Here is a 15,983-nt window from a genome sequence, read left to right as displayed (position 1 = left end):
GACGCGCAGAAAGCAAGAGGTAGGGGAATGGAAAGCTTTGCTGCCGATCTGGCAACCCTTGTGCGCCGTCCGCTTGAGCCGGAGCACGTCAGAGCGATGCGCAAGGTGGGACAGATCGTTCAGTTCGAACCGGGTGACATGGTGCAGGAACCGGGCGCGCCGACTGCGCTTTTCCACTACGTTATCGAGGGTGAACTTGAAGCGGTGGACCCGATGACCGGCGACCGGCTGGGCAATGCCACGCTCGGGCCGCGACAGTTTTTCGGCGATCTTCAGTTTCTGTCGGGCGGGGTTTCGCTGGCCGGGGCGCGGGCGCTGGAGCTCAGCACGCTTTTGTGTGTGCCGCGGGACAAGATGCTGGGGCTGATGTCCGACATGCCGGAGATGAGCGATATCATTGTCACGGTTCTCGCCGCGCGGCGCCGCGCCGCGATGGAGCGGGCGGACGGCTCGCTCACCCTGATTGGCGCCGACCAGAGCCGGGACCTGCGGCAGGTGGCCAGTTTTGCGGCACGCAACCGGATCCCGTTTCGCGAGGTCGCACTCGGGTCCGATGAGGCGGCAGTGCTGGCAGAGCGCTGCGGCATTGAGGCCGGGTGCCCCGGTCTGGTCTTTGGCGGGGCGGTCAAGGTGGACCCGCCCACGCCCAAGGCGCTGGCCGAGGTTCTGGGCTATGATCTGGACGCCGAAGAGGGCGAAAGCTTTGACGTGCTGATTGTGGGGGGCGGGCCTGCGGGCGTGGCCGCCGCAGTATATGCCGGTGCCGAAGGGCTGAGTGCGCTGGTGCTTGAGGATATGGCAATCGGCGGTCAGGCCGGCACGTCGAGCCGGATCGAGAACTACATGGGCTTTCCCACCGGCATTTCCGGTGGAGACCTCGTCGGGCGCGGCGAAGTGCAGGCCATGAAATTCGGCACGCGGTTTTCCGTGCCGCGCCGGGTCACGGCGCTGCGCCAGTGCGGGGACAGGTATTTTCATGCCTGTCTGGACGATGGCTACGAGGTGAATGCCAAGGCGCTGGTTGTGGCGACGGGCGTGCAATACCGCAAGATGCCGCTTGACGGGCTGGAGACGTTCGAGGGCGTGGGCGTCTACTATGCCGCAACAGAGATCGAAGCGCGCTGGTGCAAGGACGCGGAAGTCGCGGTGATCGGCGGCGGCAACTCGGCCGGACAGGCGGCGATGTATATGGCCCGTACCACGCGGCATGTTCACTTGCTGGTGCGCGGCAACGGACTGGCCGAGACGATGTCGGACTACCTGTTGCAGCGGTTGCAGTCGCATCCGCGCATCACGATCCATCTGCGCACCGAGGTCACCGAACTGCACGGCGAGGACAGCCTGCGCGAGATCACGATCCGCGACAAGGCTGCCGGTCAGTCTTGGATGCTGCGTACGCAGGCGCTTTTTGTGATGGTGGGTGCCGCGCCCAATACCGGCTGGCTTTCGGGGCTGGTGGCGCTCGACGACAAGGGGTTTGTATGCACCGGACCCGAGGCGGGCGGCGGCAGTCAGTTTGAAACCTCCTGTCCGGGCGTCTTTGCGGTCGGCGATGTGCGCGCAGGGTCGGTCAAGCGCGTGGCCTCGGCGGTGGGTGAGGGGTCGGTGGTGATTTCCAGCGTGTGGTCTCACGTCAACCGGTGAGGGGGCGCTGCCCCCGCCGCGCGTGCCGCGCGTCTCCCCCGGAGTTTATCTGGCAAAGTGAGGGGAGCGGTTTGTCTGCCATACAGGCGGGCGGCTTTAGGCTTGCCCGTCTTACATGTGCTGCGTATAAGGCCGCGCATGAGTATAATCGTCGCGATCATCCTTCGAATTATATCCCCGGCGCTCTGATTGATGAGACGCCGGGCAAAGGTGTTTGAGCCATTCGCACCGACCCCTCATTGTTTATTGCTGACCACCAAGGACAAGGACGCCTGTAATGTGCGCCGATACGCCTCAGACACCTGACTACAAATCCACTCTGAACCTGCCGAAGACCGATTTTCCGATGCGGGCAGGCCTGCCGAAACGCGAACCCGACTGGCTGGCGCGATGGCAGAAGATCGGCGTTTATGACCGCCTGCGCGAGAAAACCGGTCGCGCGCCTTTTACGCTGCATGATGGCCCTCCCTATGCCAACGGGCATCTGCATATCGGGCACGCGCTGAACAAGACGATCAAGGATATGATCGTGCGCAGCCACCAGATGATGGGGTTTGATTCCCGCTATATCCCGGGGTGGGACTGCCACGGGCTGCCGATCGAGTGGAAGATCGAAGAGCAGTACCGCCAGAAGGGCCGCAACAAGGACGAGGTGCCGATCAATGACTTCCGCGCAGAGTGCCGCAAGTTTGCTGCGGGCTGGGTGGATATCCAGCGCGAGGAGTTCAAACGTCTGGGTGTTACGGGCAACTGGGCCGATCCTTACCTGACCATGGATTTCCATGCCGAGCGCGTCATCGCGGAGGACTTCATGAAGTTCCTGATGAATGGCACGCTCTATCAGGGATCCAAGCCGGTGATGTGGTCGCCGGTTGAAAAGACCGCGCTGGCCGAGGCGGAGGTGGAGTATCACGACCGTCAGACCGATGCGATCTGGGTGCGCTTTCCGGTCGTCGCGGGCAGCCTCGCTGACGGGCGTACCTCGGTGCTGATCTGGACGACCACACCTTGGACGATCCCGCAGAACCGGGCGATCTGTTTCGGACCCGGCATTTCTTATGGGCTGTACGAGGTCATCGGCCGGCCCGAGGAATGCTGGGCGACGATCGGCGAGAAGGTCATCGTGGCCGATGCCCTTGCCGGGGAGATCTTTGCGCAGGCGCGGTTGGGCGGCGACGATATGGTACGCCGCCTTGACGATGTCTCGGTAGAGGCGCTGGCCGGTCTGACCTGCGCGCATCCGCTGCGCGGGCTGGAAGGGGCCGCGGGCGAGTGGGACTTTGAGGTGCCGCTCCTGCCGGGCGATCACGTGACCGACGACGCCGGTACCGGCTTTGTACACACCGCGCCCAGCCACGGCGACGACGACTACGCCATCGGCCTCAAACACGGCCTGCCGATGACCTACAACATCATGGACGACAGCGCGTTCCGCGATGACCTGCCGTTCTTTGCAGGCCAGCAGGTGATCAAGCCCAACGGCAAGCCGGGCGGGGCGTCCAAAGCCGTAATCGAAAAGCTGAAGGAGCCCGGCGCGCTGATCGCGATGAAGCGGATCACCATCTCGGACGCGCATTCATGGCGTTCCAAGGCGCCGATCATCCGCCTGAACCGCCCGCAGTGGTTCGCCGCCATCGACAAGCCCGTGGGCGACGGGCTCGACCAGCATGGCACCACCATCCGCGAGCGCGCGCTCACCGAGATCGACCACGTGAACTGGACCCCGCGATCGGGCCGCAACCGGCTCTACTCGATGATGGAGACGCGACCCGACTGGGTGCTCTCGCGCCAGCGCGCCTGGGGTGTGCCGCTGACCTGCTTTTCCAAGGTGGGCGCGAAACACGACGATCCGGACTACCTGCTGCGAAACGACGCGGTAAACCAGCGCATCGTCGACGCGTTCGAGGCCGAAGGGGCCGACGCATGGTACGAAGAGGGCGCCAAGGAACGCTTCCTCGGCGGCATCGTGAACCCCGACGACTACGAACAGGTGACGGATATTCTCGATGTGTGGTTCGACAGCGGGTCGACCCACGCCTTTACCCTGCGCGACCGCCCCGACGGAACAGACGACGGCATCGCTGACGTCTACATGGAAGGCACGGACCAGCACCGCGGCTGGTTCCACTCGTCGCTGTTGCAATCGGTGGGCACCACCGGCCGCGCGCCCTACCGCAACGTGATCACGCACGGCATGACGCTGGATGAAAAGGGCTACAAGATGTCCAAATCCATCGGCAACACCATCGTGCCGGAAAAAATCGTGCAGCAGTACGGCGCAGATATCCTGCGGCTCTGGGTGGCACAGACGGATTACACGCTTGACCAGCGGATCGGGCCGGAAATCCTCAAGGGCACCGCCGACAGCTACCGCCGGCTGCGCAATACCATGCGCTACATGCTCGGCTCGTTGTCGGACTTCAGCGAGGCCGACCGCACAGATCCCGCCGACATGCCCGAACTGGAACGCTGGGTGCTGCACCGCCTGTCCGAACTGGACGAGATCGTGCGCGACGGCTACGCGCGGTTCGACTTTCAGGGCGTCTGGCAGGCGGTATTCACCTTTGCCACGGTTGACCTGTCGGCCTTCTACTTCGATATCCGCAAGGATGCGCTCTACTGCGATGGCGACACCACCCGCCGCCGTGCCGCGCGCACCGTGCTTGATCTGCTCTTTCACCGGCTGACAACATGGCTGGCCCCGATCATGGTCTTTACCATGGAAGAGGTCTGGCTCGAACGGTTCCCCGGCGAGGAAAGCTCGGTGCACCTGCAGGACTTCCCAAAGACGCCGCATGACTGGCGCGATGACGCGCTGGCGGCGAAATGGTCCGGCGTTCGCAGGGCCCGTCGCGTCGTGACCGCGGCGCTGGAAGTGGAGCGGACCAACAAGGTCATCGGCGCCTCGCTCGAAGCGGCGCCAACGGTCTACGTGGATGATCCCGCACTGGCGGAGGCGCTGAACAGCGTCGATTTTGACGACATCTGCATCGTCTCCGACATCCGTGTCGACGTCGATGGCGAGATGGTCGTCCTCGGTAAGGCGGGCGCTCAGGCAGAAGACGAAGAGCTTGCCTCCCGTCAGGCCTTTTCGCTTCTCGGAGAGGACGGGATCGCGGTTGTCTTCAAGAAAGCAGACGGCGAAAAATGCGCCCGCTGCTGGAAAGTGCTGCCCGATGTCGGCACTCACTCGCACCAAGGTGTTTGCGGCCGCTGTGACAGCGCGGTCGGATGAGGCGATTGCCGCGGTCCTGATGGACCTTGCGTACGAACGGGGGGCAGAGAAAACGTTCTGCCCCTCCGACGCTGCAAGGCGGCTGAGCGCAGACAACTGGCGTGCGCTCATGCCAGATATCCGCCGCGTGGCGGCATCCCTGCCGCTGCTTGCGACCCAAAAGGGCAGGGCGATAGACCCGCTCACTGCGCGCGGCCCGATCCGGTTGGGATTGGCCAAGCACTGAAGGCGTCTCGTCCTACGCCAGAAAAGCTGACCGGTCTGTTCAAGGATGTGCTACCCATAAGTCTGAACTGGGAGGAAAGCATGTCCGACATTTCTGTGATTGGGTTGGGAAAGATGGGGGCAGCGCTTGCTGTCACGTTGTTGGAAAACGGTTATGGGGTCACGGTCTGGAACCGTTCACCTGACAAGGCAGCCGCGCTGACAGAGAAAGGCGCGCATGCCGCGGCGTCGCTCGGCGCTGCCGTTGATGCGAGTAACGTGGTGATAATCTGCGTCAGAAACCACCATACCTCGCACCAGCTTCTGGCAGGGCAGGAGAGCCGGTTGGCCGGAAAGGTCATCATTGATCTTTCCACCGGTGGTGCGGCAGATGCGGAAAAGCTGGTAGAGATGCTGACATCGGCGGGTGCTGCGTGGCTGATCGGTATGATCAACGCCTATCCGACAGGCATCGGTCAGCCGGAAACAGCTATTCTTTGCGCAGGCCCAACAGATGTTTGGGACCGTTGCGGTGATATCATCCGCGCATTGGGCGGTGCATCAGCCCATGTCGGCACGACCGCCGCGTCAGTCCCGGGGCTGTTTGCGGCCATGTTCACCGCGCGGCAGGCCTGGATGTTCGGCCTGATCTACGGAGGAGCCGTGTGTCGCAAGGCGGGTCTGCCGCTGAGTTCTTTTGCCGAACAGATACCGGTTACCATGGGCGTGGCCCAGAAATACGCGGAAGTGTTCATGGAAACGGTGCCAGACGGCAATTATGATGGCGCAAACGCGACCGTCGCCGTTTACCGCGATGCGCTCGACGACGTGATGGAGACTTTCGAGGCGACCGCTACGGCAGATGCGCTACCGCGACTGATGCGTGATTTGACGCAACGCGCGATGGATGAGGGCCTGCAAGACAAGCAACTGACCGCGCTGGTTGAGCTTGTCGCCAAATCATAGCGGCCTCTGCCCCATGCAGCAGGATTCGGGTTGCGTCTGAGGCACGATGCGATCAACCCTTGGCCATGAAATCGGCAAGCCTTGATACCCAGTTCGGCGCGCTTTGCGTGACCGAGGCAGACGGCGCAATCGTTGCGTTGCGCTGGGCTCACGCGCCCCGACAGGACAGCAGCCCGGTGCTGCGCCGGGCGCTTGACCAGTTGGCCGCCTATGATGCCGGCACGCTGGAGGCGTTTGACCTGCCTCTGCGTGTAGAGGGCAGCGCGTTTCAGCGCGATGTTTGCGCGCAGATGTCGGCAATCCCCTTTGGCGAAACCGTCACCTACGGCGATATTGCCCGCACGCTTGGCGCCATGCCACAAGCCGTGGGGCAGGCCTGCGGGGCCAACCCGATCCCATTGATCATTCCCTGTCACCGTGTGATGGGGGCCAAGGGTCTGACCGGATTTTCCGGCGCAGGCGGTGTCGAGACCAAGGTGGCCCTGCTGCGCCACGAGCGGGCAGGCGGTTTCCTGATCTGATCGCAACAGCGCGCGGTGCGGTCAGGTTTTGGCAGGGTTTACGGCCCGAACGGTGTGTTACCGCCGGATTTTGCGGATATGGCCGGTTTGCACCGACGTAATACCGACGTTGTACCGACGAGATACCGCAGCGTGTTTGGCCCGTGAAACAAGGGAAATCAGGGGATGGCGCAGGCGCGCGTCCGGTGGGCCCCGCGGGCGTTGCGTTTACGTGTTGCGCGCCGGAATGACCTGCTGCGCGATACCGGCAAAAGTCAGGTAGAGGCTGGTGACCACCAGACCCCAATGCGCCCAGCTTTGCGGGTGAAAATCGACCCATGCTGCCCAGCCCGCAAAAAAGGTCCAACTTAATGCCATCGGCAGCGTGATCGCCCGCCAGCGTTCGGTGCGAACCGGATGGACAAACTTCAGCGGCAGGAACATGGCAATCGCAAGCGCGCTCACCAGTGCGAGACTGACCCAGAAATTCGGCTCCAGCGCAAAGATGACCAGGACCAGCATGTTCCAGCAACCGGGAAAGCCGGAAAAGGAATTGTCCTTTGTTTTCATACGTGTGTCGGCAAAGTACATGGCCGAGGCAAAGGTGATGATGATAATCGCGAACCAGCCGGTCCAGCCATCCATCAAGCCCGATTTGAACAGGGCAAAGGCGGGGATGAATACATAGGTCAGGTAGTCGATGATCAGGTCCAGCAGAACGCCATCGAACTCCGGCGCGTTGATCTTGACGTTCGTCTTGCGCGCCAGCGGGCCGTCGATGCCATCAACTGCAAAGGCCACCACCAGCCAAAGAAACATCAGATCCCACTTGGCCTCTACCGCCGCCAGCATCGCAAGCATTGCGAACACGGCCCCCGTGGCCGTCAGTAGGTGCACCGCCAGCGCGGCCATTCTTTGTGTCATATCACTGCGTCTTTCGTCCTGGTCCGCTCGGGCTGCCGTCGCGCTCGGCACCTGTCATGCTTTGGGATGGGCGCGGGCATACACCTCCATCAGACGCGCCGTGTCAACTGCGGTATATGCCTGCGTGGTCGACAGGGATGCATGGCCCAAAAGCTCCTGTATTGCGCGCAGATCGCCTCCTGCGTTCAATAGGTGGGTGGCGAAGCTGTGGCGCATGGCATGCGGTGTCGCACTGGCCGGCAGACCCAGTTGCATCCGTGCCCGCGCCATCACTTTCTGTATCGCGCCCGGTCCAAGCGGGCCGCCGCGCACGCCCCGAAACAGCGGCGCGTCCGATGCATCCAGATCGTAAGGGCATAGGTCCATATACCGCTCGACGGCCTGTTGTGCGGCTGGCAATACCGGCACGATCCGTTCCTTGCCACCCTTGCCGGTGATCCGCAGGCTCGCGGCCAACGGCGCGTCTGCCCCGCGCAAGGAAAGCGCCTCTGAAATGCGCAGCCCGCAGCCCCAGAGCAACGTGGATACTGCGACATCGCGCGCTGCGACCCATGGTTCTTGCGACTGGTCTTCGATTGTATCGATGAGAGATCGCGCTGCGTCCTCGGCCAGAGGACGCGGCAATTTCTTCTGAAATTTTGGTGCCCGCACGCTCAGTACTGCAGTCGCTTCAAAGTTCTCCCGCTCGGCAAGCCACCGGTAAAACGCTTTGACCGCCGAAAGCTTGCGCGCGAGAGACCGCGCGCCGACACCGTCGCTTCGGGCATTCGCCATCCAGGCACGCATATCTGTAACCGACAGCCGCGCAAGCGCGCCAAGCCCCTGAGGTTCAGCCTTGTAGGCGGTCATGAACGACACGAACTCGACGATGTCACCGCGATACGCGATCAGCGTGTTTTCCGTTGCCCCGCGTACCGCGCGCAAGTCATCCAGCCATCGCGACAGAGCGTCGCCTGCGGCGGCACTGATCAGGCTCACGAAAGCCAGCGTCGCATGACGCGTTCAAAGACGCCGGCAAAAAAGATCAGCAGGTCAGTGCCCTGTTGCGGGCCAAACATGTGCGGGTCTTCCGCGCCCAACAGCAACATGCCAGGCAAACGGCCCGGGCCAAAATCGAGCCGCAGACAAGCCTCCGAACGGATAAAGTCGGACTTGTCGCCAAACAGTGTATGCTCGGCCCCCTGCACCTGTCGCAATACCACGGGGCGGGCATTTCCCGCGACCTGCCCGGACAGATAATTGTCGCAATATCCGGGCGCCATGATCGACAACACATCGCCCAGTCGCGCCAGCGACGGGTCGGTTTCTGCCTGCTCGGTTTCCAGCACCAGCCGGACCGCGTCAACGCGCAGTATTTCGGCAACTTCGCCGCGCAGATCGGACAGAAAGGTTTCGAATTCCACGGGATCGAGCATGCGCAGGATCGCACGGTGGATCTGGTTCGTGCCGGCTAGGTTTTCGTATGCCGCGGCAATCACCGATCTGTGCGTATCTTCGAGCCGGTCCAGACGAAGCTCCAGCCTGTCCATCGCGATGCCGCGCAGGTCTACGATATTTGCGCCCATGGTCTTTTCATTGGCGGCAATCAGCGCGTGCATGACGTCTTTGTCGTCCAGAATGACATTGGGTTGCGCGATGATCGCCTCGCGCAGGGCATCCTCAATCTTGGGCTTGGTGCTCATTGCCTGCTCTGTTTGTTTTTTGTCGCGCTGTGCGCTTTGTTGTGCGCTTGTAGCACGATGTTGCGGCAAAATCTGCCATCATTTCGCAAATTTGTCGCGACGGCACCGTGTTGTTGCCTCGACGCGCCACTCGAAAAATCAAATGACGCGCCGTACTGTTTATGCGTGACGGATCACAGGATCTTCTGACCGGTCTTTGCCCAGTCTGCCATGAATTGCTCAAGACCCTTGTCTGTCAGTGGATGGCCAGCGAGTTTCTTGATCACATCCGGGGGTGCGGTCATGACGTCTGCGCCGATCAGCGCAACTTGCTGGACGTGATTGACCGAGCGTATAGAGGCAGCGAGGATTTCGGTTTCGAAACCATAGTTATCATAGATCGTGCGGATGTCTTCGATCAAGTCGACTCCATCAAGGCTCATGTCGTCCAGCCGTCCGATGAACGGGCTGATAAACGAGGCACCCGCCTTGGCTGCCAGTAGAGCCTGATTGGCCGAAAAGCACAGGGTCACATTGACCATCTTGCCCTCGTCCGAGAGGACTTTGCACGCTTTCAGGCCGTCCCACGTCAGGGGCAGCTTGACGGTGATGTTTTCGGCGATTTCTGCCAGTTTACGACCTTCGGCAATCATCTCTTCTGCTTCGAGGGCCACGACTTCGGCGCTCACCGGGCCTTCCACGATGCCGCAGATTTCCTTAGTCACTTCCAAAATGTCGCGCCCGGATTTCAGAATCAGCGAGGGGTTGGTTGTAACGCCGTCGACCATACCCAGATCGTTCAGCTCCGAGATGGCTTGCGTGTCCGCCGTATCGACGAAGAATTTCATGGGTTGCTCCCTTGGTTTGCATAAGCGATAGCCAGACGAGGCTGATCGCGCTTGGATTTACCGCATGATCTGCCATGCTTAAACCCTCTAACGTCATTTTCTGCCGGAGCGGCGTGCGTGCAGCAGCCAGAATTCTTTCACGAAGGGGACCTGATTTCGGTGCTGACGACCCAACCGCTTGGGCGTGCACTGGATTATCTCGCCCCTGAAGGCGGGTGCCGCCCCGGTGCGTTTGTCGAGGTGCCGCTGGGTCCGCGCAAAGTCTTGGGCGTGGTATGGAGTGCTGGGCGTGGCGACTATGACCGATCCAAGATACGTGCGGCCTACAGGGTACTGGATGCAGCACCGATGCGGGACGAGTTGCGCATTTTTCTCGAACGGGCGGCAGAGTATACGTTGACGCCCATGCCTGCGATGCTGCGGTTGGCCACCCGCGCGCCGGGGTTGGGTGATCCGCCATCGATGCGCAAAATTTACCGACGCGGCGGCGGCGACCCCGACAAGATGACCGCAGCGCGGCGCAAGGTTCTGGGTGCGCTGGCAGAGTATGGCGACCTGTCGTTCACGCTCAAAGAGTTGGCAGAGATGGCCGGCGTGGGCACATCGGTGGTAAAGGGGCTGGTGTCGCAAGGCGCTGTGACAGAAGAAGACAGCCCGCGTGATTTGCCTTTTGCCCGGCTGGACCCGTCGCGCCCCGGCAAGACGCTGACCGACGATCAACACGCGGCAGCACAGCATCTGGCGGCGCAGGTCGCAGCCGAAATCTACGGGACCACTCTGCTGCGCGGGGTGACAGGCTCTGGCAAGACCGAAGTCTACCTCGAGGCCGTGGCCGAAGCCTTGCGCGCGGGGCGACAGGCGCTGGTTCTGTTGCCCGAAATCGCGCTGACGGCCGAGTTTCTGACCCGTGTCGAGGAGCGGTTCGGCGCGCGCCCCGCCGAATGGCATTCGGGGGCTACGATGACCGAGCGGCGGCGCATCTGGCGCATGGTGGGGCAGGGGGATGCCCAGCTTGTCATCGGTGCGCGGTCGGCACTTTTCCTGCCTTTTCAGAACCTTGGTCTGATCGTTGTCGATGAAGAACACGATACCTCGTACAAGCAAGAAGAAGGGGTGTTCTATAACGCGCGCGACATGGCTGTGCTGCGCGCCTCGATTGCGGGCTGCCATGTCGTGCTCGCCTCTGCCACACCGTCTCTGGAAAGCTGGGCCAACGCGGAAGCGGGCAAATACACAAGGCTGGAACTGACGTCGCGTTTTGGCTCCGCGGTGCTGCCGGAAATGCGCAGTCTTGATATGCGGCAGGAAAAACTGCCCTCCGATCGCTGGATCAGCAAGGCGCTGCAAGACGAGGTGACAAAGCGTCTGGAGGCAGGCGAGCAGTCGATGCTGTTCATTAACCGGCGCGGCTACGCACCTATCACGCTGTGTCGCGCTTGCGGGCACCAGATCGGCTGCGATGACTGCGACGCGCGTATGGTCGAGCATCGCTTTCTCAAACGTCTCGTCTGCCACCAGTGCGGCGAGAGCAAGCCGATGCCCAGCAAGTGCCCGGCTTGCGAGGCCGAAGATCGTCTGGCCCCTGTCGGTCCGGGTGTCGAACGGTTGGGGGAAGAGGCAGCGGCGCTTTTCCCACAGGCACGGATTGCGACGCTGAGTTCAGATATGTTCGGATCGGCGCGCGCGCTGAAGGCGGAAATCGGTGAGATTGCCGAAGGGGCCGCAGACATCATCATCGGCACGCAACTTGTCGCAAAGGGGCACAACTTTCCGGGCCTTACCCTTGTTGGGGTCATTGACGCCGATCTTGGTTTGCAAGGCTCTGATCTGCGTGCAGCCGAACGGACCTTTCAACTGATGCGGCAGGTGGCGGGGCGCGCGGGGCGGGCGGAAAAGCCGGGGCTGGCTTTGTTGCAAACCTATCAGCCGGAGCATCCGGTTATTCGCACAATACTCGCCGGTGACGAAGAAGGGTTCTGGGCCGCAGAAGCGCGTGAACGCCGCGCCGCGCAGGTTCCGCCCTATGGCCGTATGGCGGGCATTATTCTGAGCGGGACCGATGTGGGCAAAGTGTTCGACGCGGGCAACCAGCTTGCTCGCAACGACCATGCCTTGCGCGAGGTCGGCGCGCAGGTTTTTGGTCCGGCACCTGCACCGATTGCCCGTGTACGTGGCAGACATCGGGTGCGTCTGCTGGTCAAGGCCGACAAGGCAACCGCCCTGCAACCCGCGCTGGCGCGCTGGGTCGCGCCGCTGCGACTGTCGGGTGATCTGCGGCTGGCCATCGACATCGACCCGCAAAGTTTCTTCTGACTGCGGCTGCGCGGATGGCGGGAATTGCAGCGCTTTCCGCCTCCGCCCTGACGCACAGGGCCTGTGCCAGTTCGCCTCTCGTCAATCGGCACAAAAAGGCATAATGACGTCACATGGCCCGAATTGTACCCTTAGCCGAGGCGAAGACCCGCCCGCTGCTGCAGCGGCCGATCGCGCTGTTGTTTCTGATGGCGCTGGCCATGCCTTTGGCGTTCAACACGTGGTCAGCCCTACTGAACAATTTCGTGATCGAAGCCGCTGCGTTTGATGGCGCCGATATCGGCTTGCTGCATACCGTCCGTGAAATACCGGGATTTTTTGCTGTTGGCGTCATCGCGATCATTATTTTCATGCGCGAACAGGTGCTTGGTCTGGTGTCGTTGCTTTTGCTGGGGGCCGCCACCGCCGTGACGGCGTGGTTCCCGTCGATGGGCGGCATTCTCACGATCACGATGCTAAGCTCCATCGGGTTTCACTACTATGAAACGGTCAACCAGTCCCTGCAATTGCAATGGCTGACGAAAGAAGAGGCACCGCGCGTCCTTGGTTGGTTACTGGCCGCAGGATCCGGCGCGACGCTGATTGCCTACCTCGCAATCATGGCCCTGTGGGAAACTCTGCAGTTGTCATACAATACGGTTTACATGATCGGCGGTGGCGCCACGGTCGTCATCGCGATCGTGGCCATGCTAGCCTACCCGCAATTCGAGGCGCCCGATCCGCAAGTTAAAAAGATGGTGCTGCGAAAGCGTTACTGGCTCTACTATGCCCTGCAGTTCATGTCTGGTGCGCGACGGCAGATCTTCGTCGTTTTTGCGGGCTTTATGATGGTCGAAAAATTTGGCTATGACGTCCACGAGATCACAACGCTGTACCTGATCAACCTTGTCATCAACATCATTGTTGCGCCGTTGCTCGGGCGTGCTGTTGGTCATTTCGGAGAACGCCGCACTTTAGGGTTCGAATATATCGGGCTGGTGTGCGTTTTTCTGGCCTACGGAGGTGTCTATTTTCTGGGCTGGGGTGTGTTGGTTGCGGCGACGCTATACGTCATTGATCACATCTTCTTCGGTCTGGCGCTGGCGCTCAAAACCTACTTTCAGAAGATAGCGGATCCGGGCGACATCGCGCCCACAGCGGCCGTTGCGTTTACGATCAACCATATTGCGGCGGTCTTTTTACCGGTCTTGCTAGGCTTTATGTGGCTTTGGTCACCGGCGGCGGTATTCCTGTTGGCGGCAGGCATGGCGGCGATCTCATTTGCTTTGGCGATGCTGATCCCGCGCCATCCCGAAAAAGGCAATGAAACCATCTTTTCCAGACCCTTGGCAGCGCCGGCGGAATGAGCGAAGCGCGTTTCCTGACAGGCTCGACCATGGGGCATGTCGTTCGCATGACCGCCACAGGCGCTTTCGGAATTACCTTTGTTTTCCTTGTTGACGCGGCCAATCTGATTTGGATTTCGCAGTTGGGCGATCCGACGCTTGTCGCGGCAATCGGATTTGCCTTTGCGATACAGTTCTTTTCCGTGTCGTCCGGCGTCGGGCTGATGATCGCCTCGACAGCAATGGTATCGCGCAGCATTGGTGCGGGGCAGCGTCAGGCGGCACGGCGTCAGGCCGGCAGCGCGGTCATCGTTGCGGCGGCGTTTCAAGGGGTCGTTGCCGCGCTCATAGTTGCCTTTCGCCACGATCTTGTGGCTTTGGCTGGCGCTTCGGGCGACACTGCCGCACTTGCCGCCCGCTACCTCGCGATGACGGTGCCGTCATTGGTGGTAATGGCGGTTGGCATGACTTGCTCTGGAGTATTGCGTGCCGAAGGGCTGGGCGCCAAGGCGATGTATGTCACGCTGATTTCGGGCACGGTTTTAATGGTCGTCGATCCGATCCTCATCCTCGGTCTCGGCTGGGGATTGGATGGGGCGGCAATAGGCCTTGTGCTGTTCCGGTTTGCACTGATGGGATTGGGTCTTTATTTCGCCGTTGCGCAACACCGCCTCATCGCGCGGCCCACATGGCACGACATTCGCTGTACGCTGCCGCCCTACATGGCCGTTGCGGTGCCCGCCATTGCAACTCAAATGGCGACACCTGCCGGCAACTACTTTCTAACGATGGTCATGTCCGCATTCGGAGATACGGCCGTCGCGGCTTGGGCCGTGGTCGGGCGCCTGACTGTTGTCGCTTTTGGCGGCATCTTTGCCTTGTCCGGCGCCATCGGCGGCATCTTTGGCCAGAATTTTGGCGCAGGCCATTTCGAAAGGCTGCGCTCCGCGTACCGCGATGCCTTGATCTTTTGCGCCATCTACACGCTCGCCACTTGGGCGGTGTTGGTGCTTGCCACCCCGATGATCCTGCGGCTCTTCGATCTGTCGGGGGAGGGAGCAGAAATCCTCTGGGCATTCAGCACCATTGGCGTTGGAGGTTTTGTCTTTGTAGGTGCGCTCTTTGTGTCAAACGCCGCGTTTAATAATCTCGGGCGTCCGGGGCGTTCCACACTGGTGAACTGGCTGAAAGACGGGGTGCTCAGCTGGCCGGCTGCCGCAGCCCTGGCTGCGATCTACGGCGCGCCCGGCGTGATCTACGGGCAGGCGCTAGCCAGTTTGCTTGCGGGCAGTTTCGCCTGCGTTTGGGGCTGGCGTTTTGTGCGCACCCTTGGCCACGAGGATCAAACGTCGCTTGACCCCGCGCTCCCACGGCCCTACCCGAACCCCGACAGATACCGGAGCCGCTGATGACCACTTATTCCGCCCTGACCACACTGCCTGACAAGGCAGCCGCCGAAAAGCTTGGCGAGGCATTGGAAAATATTACGCCTGAACCGACGGGTGTTGGTGTGTTCGAGATGGAAGATGGCTCGGGACTTTGGGAAGTGGGCGCATATTTCACCGACGCGCCAGACGAGACAGCTTTGTTGCTTCTGAGCACGGCTCTTGGGGCAAAACCGTTTGTCGTCTCTGAGATACCGCAGACGGATTGGGTTGCGCATGTGCGGCGCGAACTTTCCCCGGTGCAGGCTGGTCGCTTCTTCGTTTACGGCAGTCATGATGCCGACAAGGTGCCAGAGGAATGCGAACCTTTGCTGATCGAGGCTGCGATGGCATTCGGCACGGGGCACCATGGAACAACGCTTGGGTGCCTGCGCGCGCTTGACCGGCTGGCAGACGCGAGGTTCGTCGGTAACAACGTGGCCGATATCGGTTGTGGCACGGCCGTGCTTGCGATGGCGGCGGCGCGCATCTGGCCCAACCCGGTGTTGGCAAGCGACATAGATGAGGTTGCCGTCGACGTGGCGCGCAGCAATGTGGAGGCAAACGGTCTGGCGGGGCGGGTGGTCTGCGTCGAAGCTGCAGGTTTTGCAAACCCTCATCTGTCAGAACAGGCCCAGTTTGATCTGGTCTTTGCGAATATCCTGAAAGGTCCGCTGATATCGCTGGCGCCAGATATGGGTGTGCACATCGCGGCGGGAGGGTATGCGATTCTCTCGGGGATTCTGAATGAACAGGCTGACGAAGTTGCCGAAGTTTATGCACGTTCCGGCTTTAATCTGGTGCACCGTGAAGAGATTGTTGACTGGACGACGCTAACGTTGACAAAACAGGCTTCTGAATAGCCCTAATTTGGCCATATTCAGGCGAAATGCCATCAAATTGCCACATTTCGCAAGCATATCATGCATCGATCCGGTG

Annotated in this window: 13 protein-coding genes; 9 read left to right on the top strand and 4 right to left on the bottom strand. The window is 61.3% G+C overall.

Annotation, left to right across the window (positions count from 1 at the left end; genetic code table 11):
* Positions 1 to 27 precede the first annotated feature (27 nt).
* The 5 genes from AC2D8V_RS10090 (at position 28) to AC2D8V_RS10070 (ending at position 6,570) form a co-directional block, all read left to right on the top strand.
* Positions 28 to 1,644, top strand: coding sequence for an FAD-dependent oxidoreductase (locus AC2D8V_RS10090; protein WP_484733398.1), 1,617 nt, complete (start codon positions 28 to 30; stop codon positions 1,642 to 1,644).
* A gap of 277 nt (positions 1,645 to 1,921) precedes the next feature.
* Positions 1,922 to 4,879, top strand: a complete 2,958-nt coding sequence (gene ileS / locus AC2D8V_RS10085) for an isoleucine--tRNA ligase (RefSeq protein WP_484733397.1) — start codon at positions 1,922 to 1,924, stop codon at positions 4,877 to 4,879.
* A complete protein-coding gene (locus AC2D8V_RS10080; RefSeq protein ID WP_484733396.1) occupies positions 4,860 to 5,105 on the top strand; it encodes a DUF3253 domain-containing protein in 246 nt (81 codons plus the stop codon). The genes ileS and AC2D8V_RS10080 overlap by 20 nt, the downstream gene beginning before the upstream one ends.
* Before the next feature lie 80 nt (positions 5,106 to 5,185).
* Positions 5,186 to 6,049 carry an NAD(P)-dependent oxidoreductase gene (locus tag AC2D8V_RS10075; protein ID WP_484733395.1) on the top strand — a complete coding sequence of 288 codons (864 nt, stop codon included), beginning with the start codon at positions 5,186 to 5,188 and terminating at the stop codon, positions 6,047 to 6,049.
* A 65-nt stretch (positions 6,050 to 6,114) separates the two neighbouring features.
* Positions 6,115 to 6,570, top strand: coding sequence for a methylated-DNA--[protein]-cysteine S-methyltransferase (locus AC2D8V_RS10070; RefSeq protein ID WP_484733394.1), 456 nt, complete (start codon positions 6,115 to 6,117; stop codon positions 6,568 to 6,570).
* Between the two features lie 207 nt (positions 6,571 to 6,777).
* Here the strand turns inward: AC2D8V_RS10070 and AC2D8V_RS10065 are convergent, their stop codons facing one another.
* The 4 genes from AC2D8V_RS10065 to fsa form a co-directional block, all read right to left on the bottom strand.
* A complete protein-coding gene (locus AC2D8V_RS10065; RefSeq protein WP_484733393.1) occupies positions 6,778 to 7,473 on the bottom strand; it encodes a CDP-alcohol phosphatidyltransferase family protein in 696 nt (231 codons plus the stop codon).
* 54 nt (positions 7,474 to 7,527) lie between these two features.
* A complete protein-coding gene (locus AC2D8V_RS10060; RefSeq protein ID WP_484733392.1) occupies positions 7,528 to 8,451 on the bottom strand; it encodes a tyrosine recombinase XerC in 924 nt (307 codons plus the stop codon).
* The gene (locus tag AC2D8V_RS10055) at positions 8,448 to 9,155 is read right to left on the bottom strand and encodes a DUF484 family protein (protein ID WP_484733391.1); all 708 of its coding nucleotides are present in this window, start codon (positions 9,153 to 9,155) and stop codon (positions 8,448 to 8,450) included. Before AC2D8V_RS10055 ends, AC2D8V_RS10060 begins: the two co-directional genes overlap by 4 nt.
* A 173-nt stretch (positions 9,156 to 9,328) precedes the next feature.
* Positions 9,329 to 9,982 carry a fructose-6-phosphate aldolase gene (fsa, locus tag AC2D8V_RS10050; RefSeq protein ID WP_484733390.1) on the bottom strand — a complete coding sequence of 218 codons (654 nt, stop codon included), beginning with the start codon at positions 9,980 to 9,982 and terminating at the stop codon, positions 9,329 to 9,331.
* A 117-nt stretch (positions 9,983 to 10,099) separates the two neighbouring features.
* Here fsa and AC2D8V_RS10045 point away from each other — a divergent pair, with 117 nt between their 5' ends.
* The 4 genes from AC2D8V_RS10045 to AC2D8V_RS10030 all read left to right on the top strand — a co-directional run bounded on the left by AC2D8V_RS10045 (position 10,100) and on the right by AC2D8V_RS10030 (position 15,907).
* Positions 10,100 to 12,295 carry a primosomal protein N' gene (locus AC2D8V_RS10045; protein WP_484733389.1) on the top strand — a complete coding sequence of 732 codons (2,196 nt, stop codon included), beginning with the start codon at positions 10,100 to 10,102 and terminating at the stop codon, positions 12,293 to 12,295.
* A gap of 113 nt (positions 12,296 to 12,408) precedes the next feature.
* Complete coding sequence (locus AC2D8V_RS10040; protein ID WP_484733388.1) at positions 12,409 to 13,641, top strand: MFS transporter; 1,233 nt, start codon at positions 12,409 to 12,411, stop codon at positions 13,639 to 13,641.
* Positions 13,638 to 15,029, top strand: a complete 1,392-nt coding sequence (locus tag AC2D8V_RS10035) for an MATE family efflux transporter (protein WP_484733387.1) — start codon at positions 13,638 to 13,640, stop codon at positions 15,027 to 15,029. The genes AC2D8V_RS10040 and AC2D8V_RS10035 overlap by 4 nt, the downstream gene beginning before the upstream one ends.
* Positions 15,029 to 15,907 carry a 50S ribosomal protein L11 methyltransferase gene (locus AC2D8V_RS10030; RefSeq protein ID WP_484733386.1) on the top strand — a complete coding sequence of 293 codons (879 nt, stop codon included), beginning with the start codon at positions 15,029 to 15,031 and terminating at the stop codon, positions 15,905 to 15,907. Before AC2D8V_RS10035 ends, AC2D8V_RS10030 begins: the two co-directional genes overlap by 1 nt.
* Positions 15,908 to 15,983: the final 76 nt, after the last annotated feature.

This window comes from Roseobacter sp. YIN89 (genome assembly GCF_057219365.1).
Note: the sequence above shows the minus strand (reverse complement) of the source record. Positions and strands in the feature narration are given on the sequence as shown.